The following is a 12,679-nucleotide window of genomic DNA, read 5'->3' as shown; positions in this document are numbered from 1 at the left end:
ACCCAGACGCGGGGAGACTTGCTCACGCGGCCGGGGCGCGGCGCTCCAGCATGTCGATGCCGAGCAGGTTGCGCACGTTCGGCCTTGCCGCCACCATGTCGGCGATCGTGTAGCGGGCGAGCACGGCGAAGAAGGCGTTGAGGGCCTCGCGCAGCGCCGAATTCAGCGCGCAGCTGTCGACCAGCGGGCATTCGGCGGCATCGTTCTCGAAGCATTCGGCCATGGCGAAGCTTTCCTCGGTAACGCGCACGACGTCGAAGAGGCTGATCGCCTCAGCCGCGCGGCCAAGCCTGACGCCGCCATTCCGGCCGCGCACCGTCTCGACCAGTCCGTTCTCGACCAGCGGCTGCAGGATCTTGAACAGGAACAGTTCCGACACCGAATAGGCCGTCGCGATTTCGGGAATGCGGCTCAACTGGTCATTGTTGGCGGCACAGTACATCAGGATGCGCATGGCATAATTGGTCTGGCGTGTAAGCCGCATTTCGTCCTCACTACGCGCCGGCGCGGTGCAACCACGCCGGATTCCTGAACTTCGCCGCCGCGGCTTTGATTCCGGAGTTTCGGATTCGCCGCGCTGGCCTCGATCCGAATATGGCCTATACCTTGGAACAATTCCAGACTAGCCGGGCATCATAGATGAATATTCTCGTCAACTTTATGTGCGCAGCCCGGCAAAACGCTGGGAAAACCGGCCACAACGGGCATTCCGGCTGATGAAACCCTAGATAGGCCCGAGATCGACCAGAGGTCGACCTGAGGTCGACCTGAGATCGACGAGGAGCAGTTCATCCATGTCACAATCGGCTCCGTCCCTGGCGCCTGTCCGTTTCGATGCTGACGCGGCCGTCAAGCTCTCGGCGTTGCGCCGCACCAAATTCATCGCCACGGCGGCGCTGGGGCTTTGCGTGCTGGTGTTCGCCTTGGCCAAGTCGTTCCAAAGCACCTATCCGTGGCTGGGGTTCGTCGCCGCCTTCGCCGAGGCGGCGACCATTGGCGGTCTTGCCGACTGGTATGCGGTGGTGGCGTTGTTCAGGCGCCCGCTCGGGCTGCCGATCCCGCATACCGCCATCATCCCGGAAAACCAGAATCGCATCGCCGACAATCTCGGCCGCTTCATCGAGGCCAATTTCCTGGCGCCTGAGCCGGTGCGGGAAAAGCTTGCCGAGGTCGATTTTGCGGCACTCGTCGCCGATTGGCTGACCGATGCCGAACGCGCCGCCGGCCTGTCGCGCTTCGTCGTTCGGCTGGTGCCGCAGACACTTGCCGCGGTCGAGCAGTCCGGCCTGCGCGGCTTCGTCACCAGCCGCATGCTCGAGCAGATCGAAAAGGTGCCGCTGGCGCCGCTGGCGGCGGAACTGCTGTCGGCGCTTACCGATGACCGCCGTCATCAAAAACTGTTCGACGAGTTCATCAAGGTGGTCGGCCGCTTCCTCAACGACGAACAGGCGCTGGCGACGATGCGCGAGAAGATCCGCGAGGAGCTGCCGTCGCTGTTCAACCTGTTCAGGGCCGATGCCTATCTCCTGAAGAAGATCGTCGCCTCGGCGGGTTCCTTGCTCGACGAGGTGCGCGCCGATCCCGACCACCCGATGCGCGCCGAGTTCGATCGTTTTGCGCAAGGCTTCGTCGAGCGACTGCGGACGTCCAGGCAATATGCAAAGCGTGCCGAGAAGATGAAGCATGATTTCCTCGCCCGACCCGAAGTCAGGGCGCTGGCCGGCGACATGTGGCAGAGCCTCAGCCTGTTCATCGAGCAGGATGCCAAGGCGCCGAATTCGGTGATCCGGGCGCATCTCGCCAACATGTTCGTCGAGGTCGGCCGCCATCTCGCCGGCGATGCGCAGATCCGGGCCGACATGAACCAGGGGTTCGTCGTGGCGCTGGCCTCCTTCGTCGAAAGCCAGAAGAGCGGTGTGTCAAAATTCATCGCCGATCAGGTCAAACGCTGGGACCTGGCGCAACTGACGCGGCTGATCGAGATGAACATCGGCCGGGACCTGCAATATATCCGCTTCAACGGCATGATCATCGGCGGGCTGGCGGGTATCGTGCTCTACACGATCGAGCTGCTGCTCCCGGTCAATTGATGCGCATTGATCGTCAGGCCCGTCTTCGAAATGGACACACGGCAGCCGAGTGCTATGCTCCCGGCGAGGGTATCCGCATTTGCGGCTAAGGGGAGACATCATGGCAAAACAACCGGAATCCGATTCCTTCATGGACATGTTCGGCAGGTTCGGCCGCGACCTGAAGGTGCCCAATGTGGATGTCGAGGCGATAATTGCCCATCACCGCAAGAACCTCGAAGCGTTGGAGAAATCGGCGCGAGCCGGCGCCGCCGGCGCGACCTCGCTGTTGTCGAGGCAGCGTGAACTGCTGCAGGACACGCTGCGCGAAATCGCCGACATGGCGCAGAGCTACCGCGCGCCGGGCAATCCGCAGGAACTGATGGCCAAGCAGACGGAGTTCGCCCGGAAATCGTTCGAGGCGGCGCTTAAGAATGCCGGTGAAGCGGCTGAACTGGCTCGCAAATCCGGAACCGAATCGATCGAAATCCTGCGTGCACGCATCAAGGAGGCGATGGAGGAAATCCGCGCCGGCTACGGGCAGAAATAGGCTTCCGCGGCCTGTCGTTTCGTCTTCGGCGGGACATGCCGGTTTGCAGTTTCGCAACCCTGCGCATAGTTGCATTCGCGCCACGTTATAAGCGTCGGCGCCCCTGGAAGGTGCGAAAATCCGAATTCGGCCTGCCATTGCGCGGCAAGGCATGGCACGGTTCAGCCGGAGTTCGACGGAACCGATTCACAAGGGGTGAATTGACAGGGGCCATCCGTTCGTGGTCCGGAGGCACGGCAAGCGATCGGGAAAGCAGGAATGAACGAAATACGGCCTAAAACGCCGCCGACCTATGAGCAGTTGAGAACGATGTCCGGGCAGGAGCTCGGCGTCTCGGAATGGACCACGGTCGATCAGGACCGCATCAACCAGTTCGCCGAATGCACCGGCGACCACCAATGGATCCATGTCGACCCTGAACGCGCGCGGCGACAAAGCCCGTTCCGCACCACGATCGCGCATGGCTATCTGACGCTGTCGATCATCGGCGCGCTGGCGCTCGGCATGGGCATCGTGCCGGAAAACACCCAGGCCGCCTTCAACTATGGCTTCGACAAGGTGCGTTTCCTGGCGCCCGTGAGGGTCGGCGCCCGCATCAGGCTGCGTACGGTCCTGCTTTCCATGGAAGACAGGGGGCCTGGCCAATATCTGATGAAGGCAGCCAACACGGTCGAGATCGAAGGCGAGGAAAAGCCGGCGCTGACGGCGGAAACGCTGGTCATGCTGTATGAGCGCCGCAAACGGGCAGGGGCCTGAGCGTTCGCCTAGGCCCCTGCGATTTTTCAGGTGGCCGCTCCTTGCCGGTTCTGCAGACGCCTCAACGCATATAGTGTCGTTGCCGCGAGCACCGTGGCGTAGCCAGCCAACGGCCATGCGGTGTCGCCTCCCAAGAGGATGACGAAGACCGTGCCGGCTATGCCGACGATCAGGCTTTGGGCGCAGAAGTAGAGCGCGACCGCCGTCCCCGCGACATCGCCGAACGCTGCAAGCGCGCCGTTGGCGGTGACCGACCCAGCAAGGACGATGCCCACCGCCATCACCCACATCGGCAGGACGAAGGTGGCGAAGGACGGTGCGGCCAGCACCTGTCCGATCGCCAGCATCGACGCGCCGACAAGCAGCATCGCCATGCCGCGCGCCAGGCTGCCGGCCGTGCCCCAGCGCGCGATGAACGGCCTGGCAAATCGCGTGATTGCGATCATCACCAGTGCCGCCGTGGCAAAGGCGAGGCTGAAGCCGACGTGCGTAAAGCCGGCACGATCGATGAGCACGCGCGGCGCCGTCGAGAAGAACACGAAGAACGTGCCCATCGCCGCGGCGAAACCAAGCGTATAGGTCCAGAAGGCGAAGCTGCGCAGGATCGGACCGAAGGCAGGGCGCGGTCCGGAGCCATTCTGCGGCCGCGTTTCGTGCCAGCGCAGCCATGCATTGAGCGTGGCGGTAACGGCCAGGATGCAGAGCGTGACGAAGAGCGCACGCCAGCCGAAGCCCTTGGCGATCAGTGCGCCGGCGATTGGCCCCAATGCGGGCACGAAGGCCAGCATTGCGCTGAACAGGCCATAGATGACCGCGCCTTCGGGCCGCCCTGCGTAGACATCGCGCACCGTGGCGAAGGTCGCGACCAGAACAGCGGACGCGCCCAAGGCCTGCACGATGCGCAGTGCGAGGAAGACTGTGGCGGACGACGTGCCGGCGAGCGCGATGGAGGCGGCTGCGAACAGCAGCCCCCCGCCGAGCAGGACAGGGCGCCTACCGATCCGGTCGGAGATCGGCCCGAACACGATTTGGCCGAGGCCAAGGGTGACCATGTAGAGGCTGAGCGTCAGCTGGATGACCGAAGGCGACGTGCCGAGAGCTTCCGGCATCAGCGGAACCACCGGCAGGTAGATGTCCATGGCCAGCGAGGCCAGGATATCGAAAGGCGCCATCAGCAGCAGCGCCGACGGCAAGGAATAGGCCCATATAGGGCGTCTTGGAAAAGGCATGATTGGGCATCCGCACAAATGGTGAGATTTGGCGGCGATCTGCTGTTTCATGGATGGTCTGGTTTGACGGGGCAGAAGGCCGCAACAACGAGATGTTGTCGCGGCTTACTTGTCTGCTGACTTGGTGGTTCCCATACCGCTGCCCCGAAATTGACATTGCAGGCGTTCGCCTGCGCGCCGTTCAGTAGCAGCCCGGGTTCGGCCCGGCAACCTTCGGCAGTACCGAAAGCGCCCAACGGGTCAGGCAATCCTGGGCTGTGTCCGTCCAGCAAAGCGCAGCGAGAACAGGGCGAGCAGCAGTGCTGCCAGCGCCATGGCCGTTGCCGTCTCAAAAGTGACTTGCATGCCCCGGGCAGCCGAGGCGGAGCTAAGAACGTTCTGACCATCGGCCGACGCAGCCGCGAAGATGGCGCCCATCAGGGATGCGCCGGTGACGAGGCCGAGATTGCGCGACAAATTGAGCAGGCCGGATATGACACCGCGTTCGCCGGCGCCGACACCGCTCATGACGGCCGCATTGTTGGAAGTCTGGAACAGGGCGTAGCCGAAGCAGGTGACAGTGATGGGAACGACATAGCTGGCAATGCCGAGTCCGGTCAGCGCAAGCGACAGGAGGAATGTGCCCGTGGTGAGGCTGAGCAAGCCTGCAACCATCATCCTGTGGGCTCCAAAGCGATCGGAGAGCCGCCCGGCCAGCAGCGCCGACAGGGCCGAGACAAGCGGCCCGGTCGAAAGCACCACGCCGACCATCGCGGCATCGAGTCCCAACCCACGCGACAGATAGAAGGGAGCGACCACTAGGGTCGCCATCATCACCGTGGCGACGATCAGGCTCATGACCAGGCTGGCGCTGAGCCGCTGATCCCGGAAGCTGGCGAGTTGGACCAATGGGTTCTTCACCCGTTTCTGGGCGATGGCGAACAGACCGATGCCGAGAGCGGTAGCGGCCAGCAGGCCGATGTTGAGCGCACCGAAATGGCCCCGGCCAAGCGTCATGGCCAATGCATAGGCGGCCAGCGTCAGCGCCAACAGGACAGTGCCCATCGCATCGAACTTGCCTTGAGCGGCCTGCGCGTTCTTGTTGCCGGCTGGCAAGGCACGCCAGGCGAGGGCGAAGGTCAGCAGGCCCAGCGGTACATTGACCAGGAAAATCGCGCGCCAGCCGAGGCCGGCGATCAGCAGGCCGCCGAGCGAAGGGCCGAGCGTCGTGCCGATCGCCGACATGGCGCCGAGCAGGCCCATGGCGCTGCCGGTCCGCTCTTTGCTCACCGTCTCCGCGACAAAGGCCAGCGTCAGCGCCATCATCAGCGCCGCGCCCAGCCCCTGCGCGGCCCGTGCGGCGATCAGCAGCCAAAGCGTCGGCGCCAGGCCGCAGAGCACCGATGCCGATGTGAACAGCGCGATGCCGCCGAGCAGCAACGGCCGGCGCCCGAACATGTCAGCCAGCCGCCCGGCGCTGACGATCAACGTGGTGATGGCGAGGAGATAGGCCAGAACCACCCATTGCACGGCCTGGAACGACGCTCCGAACGTCTGCATCAGCGAGGGCAGCCCGACGCTGGCAATGCTGGTTCCCAGCGACGACAGCAGCGTGGCGAGCGACAGGCTTGCCAGCGCCCAGGCGGTCGATTGATTCTGTTGCGGAGCGGACACCAGTCCAACCTGATTTTGCGCGGCGACTGCCATGCGATCTCCTTTCCGTTCGCTCCGAAAGCGGAGCCAATGGTGATCTAGTCTCGCAGGTGATATGGCGGAAGGCGCAGCATTTGCATCATATCAGTGCATGAGACGCCACATCATGCTACGATCCGCAAATGACGACGCCCGATCTCAATCTGCTCTTTGCTCTCGACGTGCTGCTGGCGGAAGGCAGCGTGGCCCGCGCGGCACGCCGTCTGCGGCTCAGCCCCTCGGCGATGAGCCGGACGCTGGCGCGACTGCGCCAGGCAACGGGCGATCCTCTGCTGGTGCGAGCCGGGCGCGGCCTGGTGGCGACGCCGCGCGCGGAGGAGTTGCGCCGCCAAGTCGGTCCTGTCGTCCAGGACGCGGAGGCGCTGCTGCGCCCAGCCGAATTGCTTGATCTTTCAAGCCTGGACAGGGTGTTCACGCTGCGCACCAACGACGGGTTCGTCGAGGAGTTCGGGCCTCGCCTTGTCGCCCGCATCGGGGCCGAAGCGCCTGGCGTGCGGCTGCGTTTCGCGCCGAAGTCTGACAAGGATGTGATGTCGCTGCGCGAGGCGGCGATCGACCTGGAAATCGGCGTCGCCGGCGAAACCGGACCCGAAGTGCGCATCCAGGCGCTGTTTCGCGACCGCTTCATCGGCGCTGTCCGATCAGGCCATCCGCTGATTGAGGGCATTGTGACGCCCGAGCGCTATGCGGCGGGCCGGCACATCAGTGTTTCGCGGCGCGGCCGCGAGAAGGGACCGATCGACGAGGCGCTGGGCGGGCTTGGCCTGCAGCGGACGGTGGTGTGCATGGTCTCGGGTTTCTCGGCCGCGCTCGCCATGGCGCGCGCTTCGGAACTGATCGCCAGCGTGCCCGAGCGGCACACGGCCGGCGCGCGCGCCGGCATGCACAGTTTTCCGCTGCCGGTCACTACGGTGGAAGTCACCATTTCGATGCTCTGGCATCCGCGCCTCGATGCCGACCCGGCGCAACGTTGGTTGCGTGACTGCGTGCGGGAGGTCTGTGCAAGTCGCTGAGATCAGCGCGCCATTGCCGCCTCGAGCACCTTGAAGATCCGCTGATCTTCGCACTGGGCGACGTTGAAGCGCAGGAAACGGCTGGCCGTCCGCGACAGGCTGAACGCGTTGCCGGGCGCCAGCACGACATTGTCGCTGAGCGCCCGGCGTGCGACTTCGGCCGCGTCAACGCCGTCGGGCAGGCCGCACCACAGGAACAGACCGGCCGGCTGGTCGATCCACGGCGTGATGCCGATCGCCCTCAGCCGGGCGACGGTCTCGGCCATGGCGCGCGCGAGCCTGGCGCGCAGCAGATCCATGTGCTTGCGGTAGCTGCCATCCTTCAGCAGCATCAGGACCAGTTCGGCGGCCAGCCGTCCGCCGCCGAAGGTCGTGGCGATTTTGAGGTCGGTCAGGCCCTCGATCCAGTCGCGGGGCGCTGCGATGAAGCCGCAGCGCACCGACGCCGACAGCGTCTTGGTAAAACTGCCGATCTGGACGACGCGGTTCAGGCCATCGAAGGCCGCCAGCCTCGGGGCAGGGGCATGTTCGAAATCGGCGAAGATGTCGTCCTCGACAATGGTCAGGTCCGACTGGTCGGCGAGCTTCAGCAAGCGGTGCGCGGTGACCGGCGACAGGATCGCCCCGGTCGGGTTGTGGATCGCGGCGTTGGTGATGTAGAGGCGCGGCCGATGCTCGGCGAGCGCATGCGCGAACAGTTCGATATCTGGCCCAGACGGTGTGTAGGGAACGCTGACCACCTTGGCGCGGTGGGCGCGCAGCAAAGCGTGGAAATTGAAATAGCAGGGGTCGTCGACCAGCACCGTGTCGCCGGGCTCGATCAGGAGCCGGCACAACAGGTCGATGGCCTGCGTGCCCGAGTCCGTCAGCATGATCTGTTCAGGCGAGACTTCGATGCCATGCCCGGCCATGCGCCGCGCCAAGAGTTGCCGCAGCGGCGGCAGGCCAAGCGGCGTGCCGTAATCGGCAAGCGCGGCATCGTCGGCGCGCGCTGCCGTGCGCAGTGCCCGCCGCAGCGCGGCCTGCGGCATCCAGGAGGCCGGCAGCCAGCCGCAGCCGGGTTTCAACACCTCGTCGCCGGCATCCAGCGACTGGCGCGATACCCAGAGCGGATCGACGGCACGGTCGAGCCGGGGACCGATCTCGGCCAGCGACAGCGGCGCCAGCGAGCCGGCGGCATAGAAACCCGAGCCCCGCCGGGAGCGGATCGTGCCCTCGGCGACGAGCCGCTCATAGGCTTCGACCACGGTGGATTTGGACACCTGCATGGATTGGGCGAAGGCGCGGATCGACGGCAACCGGGCTCCCGGTGTCAGGCTGCGCGCGGCAATCCGCTGGCGAATGGTCGCCATGACGCTTTCGACCAGAGTGGGGGTACCCAGGGTTCGCGCGCCATCAGTTTCCAAGGCGAGGCCAGTCATCTGTACTGCTCAATATGCCATTACAGTTTCGTGAAATTGTACCGCATTGTCTCTAGCCGCGCCATGGGCATCCGCCCGATAGAGGGCGAAAGCAATGGAGCGTGCAATGGACAAGACCGCGAGCGGCTGGGTGAACGGATTTATCGGCGTGCTGATCTTCTCGGGCTCGCTGCCGGCGACGCGTGTGGCGGTCATGGATTTCGATCCGACCTTCGTGACATCAGCCCGGGCCGCGATTGCCGGACTGCTTGGGCTGGCGATGCTGCTGCTGTTTCGGGAGAAACGTCCGCAGCGCGGCGATCTGGTGTCGCTGGTGATCGTGGCGCTGGGCGTGGTCGTCGGCTTTCCCTTGTTGACCGCCTTGGCGCTCAAGCACATCACCTCGGCCCATTCCATCATCTTCATCGGCCTGCTGCCGCTGGCGACCGCGATCTTCGGTGTGCTGCGCGGCGGCGATCGTCCTCGTCCGGCATTCTGGTTGTTTTCGTGCATCGGCAGCGCGCTGGTCGCGGGCTTCGCGCTGACGCAGGGCGTGACCGCCTCGCCGGTCGGCGACGGCCTGATGCTCGCCGCCGTCGTCGTTTGCGGCCTGGGCTATGCCGAGGGCGCCGCGCTGTCGCGAAGGCTCGGCGGCTGGCAAGTGATCTGCTGGGCGCTGACGTTGTCGCTGCCGATCATGCTGGTGCTGAGTTTCGCGACCCTGCCGCAATCCTTTGCCGCCGTCGGCTCCCACGCCTGGATCGGGCTCGCCTATGTCTCGCTGTTCAGCATGCTGATCGGCTTCGTCTTCTGGTACCGCGGCCTGGCGCAAGGCGGCATCGCGGCGGTCGGCCAATTGCAGTTGTTGCAGCCCTTCTTCGGCCTGGCGCTTGCGGCGAGCCTGCTGCACGAGCAGGTCAGCCCGCTGATGGTGGTTGTCACGCTCGGCGTGGTAGCCTGCGTGTTCGGGGCGAAGAAGTTCGCGCGTTAGTTCGGGAAGCGAGCCCCGCGCCTAGAACTTCGTCACCACCCCGATGCCAATGCCCTCGAAGCCACCCATCGCCATCAGCGCCGCGGGCGCCTCGTCGAGGCTGATCTTCTTGCCGACCAGAAGTTCGGGCTTGAGCTTGCCGTTGCGGATCATCTCCATCATCGCCTGGTAGCGGTAGGCCTGCATTCCGTGGCTGCCGAGGATTTCGAGCTCGAAGGCGATGATCTTGTCCATCGGCACTTGCGGGCGGGCGTGCTCGCCCAGCATCAGGCCGACCTGCACATGGCGGCCGCGCCGGCGCAGATTGGCGATCGAGTTGAACGAGGTGGTGGGGTGGCCGAGCGCGTCCATCGACATATGCGCGCCGCCATTGGTGATTTGCTTGACCGCCTTGACCACATTCGGCGTCGTCGACGCATTGATCGTCGCTACGGCGCCGATCTTTTTGGCGAACTCCAGCTTCTCGTCGGTGAGGTCGATGGCGATCACATTGGCGCCCATCGAACTGGCGATCATGATTGCCGACAGGCCGACGCCGCCGCAGCCATGCACCGCCACCCATTCGCCGGGCTTGACCCGCCCCTGGTCGACGGTGGCGCGAAACGAGGTGACGAAGCGGCAGCCGAGGCTGGCGGCGGTGGCGTATTCCATCTCCTCGGGCAGGCGCACGAGGTTGGTGTCGGCATGTTCGATGCCGACATATTCGGCGAACGAGCCCCAGCCCGTGAAGCCGGGCTGCGTCTGGTGCTCGCAGACCTGATGATTGCCCGACGTGCATTCGAAACAGCGGCCGCAGCCGACGGCGAACGGCACCGTCACGCGGTCGCCGGCCTTCCAGCGGCTGACCTGCTTGCCGGCGGCGACGACGACGCCCGCCAGTTCATGTCCAGGCACATGCGGCAAGGTGATGCCGTCATCATGGCCCATCCAGCCATGCCAGTCGCTGCGGCACAGCCCCGTCGCCTCGACCTTGATGACGACGCCATCGGCAGCCGGCTTCGGATCGGGGACGGTCTGGATCGTCGGCGCTTCGCCGAATTTCTCGAAGACGACGGCTTTCATCGGTCACTCCACCCTGTGCATTGTCCGGGGAAACGATAGCCGATTCCCCAGCCGGTCAAGCGGAAATCGATTCCGCCAGCTTGGCCAGTCCGCCGAACCGGCCAGGGCGCTCAGCTGTTTTCCCGGTTGCGGAAATCGGCGAGCCTCGTGTCGCCGGGGACCAGCCGCCGCCCGTCCTCGGCGTGCACCTCCAGGCGCCTGATCGGCCGACCGCTCTGCGTATCGACCATGAAAGTGTAGGGCTCGCCCGGTCCGGAGAAATAGGTCTCGCCCCATTGCCGCAAGGCGACCAGGACATAGAACAGGCCGCGCCCTTTTTGCGTCAGCACATATTCGTGGTGCGCGCTGCCGTCGGGCGCGGGAACCGTTTCCAGTATGTCGTGTGCGACCAGATTGCGCAGCCGCGCCGACAGGATGTTCTTGGCGACGCCGAGGCTCTTCTGGAACTCGCCGAAGCGGCGCAAGCCGTCAAAGGCATCGCGCACGATGAGCAGCGACCACCAGTCGCCGATCGCGTCCAGCGGCCGCGCGATCAGGCAATCCGCTTCGCGGTGGCTCGTTCGTTTCACCATGGCAATCGTTGGTCCAGATAGATCATTCTGGTTGCAAGATAAAACTGTTCTGCCTATCCAGCAAGTGGTTTCAAGTTGAAACCTATTGTGGAGAGCGACATGAATCTGCAGGTGGTGAACGGCGTGGCAGCAGGAGCGGAGCGGTCCGACAGGCTGCTGCAGGCAACACCAGCGTCACCACTGGGACTGTCCGGCATGACGGCGCTGGTCTTCGCCATTGCCTGTGGCCTGAGTGTTGCCAACGTCTATTTCGCTCATCCGCTGCTCGATGCCATCGCCCATGATTTCGCCATCGCGCCCGCCTCGGTCGGCATCGTGGTGACGGTCACGCAGATCGGCTATGCGCTCGGCCTGTTCTTCATCGTGCCGCTGGGCGACCTGTTCGATCGTCGCAAGCTGATCGCCGTTCAGGCAGTCCTGTCCGCCGTCGCGCTGAGTGCTGTCGGGATTGCACCGAGCGCTGCAATGCTGCTGACAGGCCTTGCTGTCGTCGGACTGCTTGCCGTTGTGGTTCAGGTGCTGGTGGCCTACGCCGCCGACCTCGCCGTGCCGTCCGAGCGGGGGCGGGCGGTCGGCACCGTCACCAGCGGCGTCATCCTTGGCATCCTGCTTGCCCGCTTCGTTGCCGGCGTCGTCGCCGACTTCGCTGGCTGGCGCTGGGTCTATCTGGTCTCGGCGGCGCTGACGCTCATCATGGCGCTGGTACTCTACCTCATCCTGCCGCGCCACGAGGCGGAGCGGCCACGCACGCCCTATCCGCGCCTGCTCGGCTCGGTGGTACTGCTGTTTGTGCAGGAGCCGCTGCTGCGTGTGCGCGCGGTGCTCGCCATGCTGATCTTCGCCAGCTTCAACGTGCTGTGGGCGCCACTGGTGCTGCCGCTGAGTGCCGCGCCATTTTCACTCTCGCATACCGAGATCGGGCTGTTCGGCCTTGCCGGGGTCGCCGGCGCTCTCGGTGCTCGCTGGACAGGCGGCCTCGTCGATCGCGGGCGCGGCCAGCTGGTCACCGGTCTCAGCCTGCTTTTGATGATGGGGGCCTGGCTGCCGATCGCCTTCATGGGCGTGTCGCTGTGGCTGCTTGTCGCCGGCATCGTCATGCTGGATCTGGCGATCCAGGCCGTCCACGTCACCAATCAGAGCCTGATTTTTTCGCGCCGGCCTCATGCACGCAGCCGCCTGGTGGGCGGCTACATGATCTTTTATTCGCTCGGCAGCGCGCTCGGCTCCATCGCCTCGACCATGACCTATGGCGCCATGGGCTGGAGCGGCGTCTGTGTGCTGGGCGCCAGCATCGGCCTGCTGGCGTTGCTGGTCTGGGCACTGACGCTGCGCGTTGGCCAGTAGG

Annotated in this window: 12 protein-coding genes; 6 read left to right on the top strand and 6 right to left on the bottom strand. The window is 65.0% G+C overall.

Translation table 11 applies throughout. The features are described from left to right. Positions 1–22: 22 nt before the first annotated feature. Positions 23–484, bottom strand: a complete 462-nt coding sequence (gene rirA, locus ACLGL5_RS26145; protein ID WP_069092347.1) for an iron-responsive transcriptional regulator RirA — start codon at positions 482–484, stop codon at positions 23–25. A 310-nt stretch (positions 485–794) separates the two neighbouring features. Here rirA and ACLGL5_RS26140 point away from each other — a divergent pair, with 310 nt between their 5' ends. From ACLGL5_RS26140 to ACLGL5_RS26130, 3 genes are all read left to right on the top strand, one after another. After that, positions 795–2,090: a DUF445 domain-containing protein gene (locus tag ACLGL5_RS26140; protein ID WP_019858620.1), complete on the top strand. Its 1,296-nt coding sequence runs from the start codon at positions 795–797 to the stop codon at positions 2,088–2,090. A gap of 100 nt (positions 2,091–2,190) precedes the next feature. Beyond that, positions 2,191–2,619 carry a phasin family protein gene (locus tag ACLGL5_RS26135; RefSeq protein WP_069092346.1) on the top strand — a complete coding sequence of 143 codons (429 nt, stop codon included), beginning with the start codon at positions 2,191–2,193 and terminating at the stop codon, positions 2,617–2,619. Positions 2,620–2,877: 258 nt separating this feature from the next. Then, positions 2,878–3,375: a MaoC family dehydratase gene (locus tag ACLGL5_RS26130; RefSeq protein ID WP_019858617.1), complete on the top strand. Its 498-nt coding sequence runs from the start codon at positions 2,878–2,880 to the stop codon at positions 3,373–3,375. 26 nt (positions 3,376–3,401) lie between these two features. Here the strand turns inward: ACLGL5_RS26130 and cml are convergent, their stop codons facing one another. Next, a complete protein-coding gene (cml, locus tag ACLGL5_RS26125; RefSeq protein WP_069092345.1) occupies positions 3,402–4,604 on the bottom strand; it encodes a CmlA/FloR family chloramphenicol efflux MFS transporter in 1,203 nt (400 codons plus the stop codon). Positions 4,605–4,844: 240 nt separating this feature from the next. Then, on the bottom strand, positions 4,845–6,290 hold the full coding sequence (locus tag ACLGL5_RS26120) for an MFS transporter (protein WP_069092344.1): 1,446 nt from the start codon (positions 6,288–6,290) through the stop codon (positions 4,845–4,847). A 128-nt stretch (positions 6,291–6,418) separates the two neighbouring features. On the opposite strand from ACLGL5_RS26120, the gene ACLGL5_RS26115 reads away from it, so the two are divergent. After that, positions 6,419–7,309, top strand: coding sequence for a LysR family transcriptional regulator (locus ACLGL5_RS26115; RefSeq protein WP_069092343.1), 891 nt, complete (start codon positions 6,419–6,421; stop codon positions 7,307–7,309). 2 nt (positions 7,310–7,311) lie between these two features. Here ACLGL5_RS26115 and ACLGL5_RS26110 read toward each other — a convergent pair whose 3' ends face one another. After that, positions 7,312–8,730, bottom strand: coding sequence for an aminotransferase-like domain-containing protein (locus tag ACLGL5_RS26110; RefSeq protein WP_069092342.1), 1,419 nt, complete (start codon positions 8,728–8,730; stop codon positions 7,312–7,314). Positions 8,731–8,836: 106 nt separating this feature from the next. Between ACLGL5_RS26110 and ACLGL5_RS26105 the strand changes: the two genes are divergently transcribed. Continuing rightward, positions 8,837–9,700: a DMT family transporter gene (locus tag ACLGL5_RS26105; RefSeq protein ID WP_027046929.1), complete on the top strand. Its 864-nt coding sequence runs from the start codon at positions 8,837–8,839 to the stop codon at positions 9,698–9,700. A 21-nt stretch (positions 9,701–9,721) separates the two neighbouring features. Here ACLGL5_RS26105 and ACLGL5_RS26100 read toward each other — a convergent pair whose 3' ends face one another. Further along, the gene (locus ACLGL5_RS26100; protein ID WP_069092341.1) at positions 9,722–10,762 is read right to left on the bottom strand and encodes a zinc-dependent alcohol dehydrogenase family protein; all 1,041 of its coding nucleotides are present in this window, start codon (positions 10,760–10,762) and stop codon (positions 9,722–9,724) included. A 110-nt stretch (positions 10,763–10,872) separates the two neighbouring features. Further along, a complete protein-coding gene (locus tag ACLGL5_RS26095) occupies positions 10,873–11,334 on the bottom strand; it encodes a winged helix-turn-helix transcriptional regulator (protein WP_019858610.1) in 462 nt (153 codons plus the stop codon). Between the two features lie 99 nt (positions 11,335–11,433). Between ACLGL5_RS26095 and ACLGL5_RS26090 the strand changes: the two genes are divergently transcribed. After that, on the top strand, positions 11,434–12,678 hold the full coding sequence (locus tag ACLGL5_RS26090) for an MFS transporter (RefSeq protein ID WP_019858609.1): 1,245 nt from the start codon (positions 11,434–11,436) through the stop codon (positions 12,676–12,678). The last annotated feature ends 1 nt before the right edge of the window (position 12,679 follow it).

The sequence above is a fragment of the Mesorhizobium sp. U510 genome (assembly GCF_059180695.1).
The sequence above is the reverse complement of the archived record's forward strand: the minus strand, read 5'-3'. Positions and strand labels throughout refer to the sequence as shown.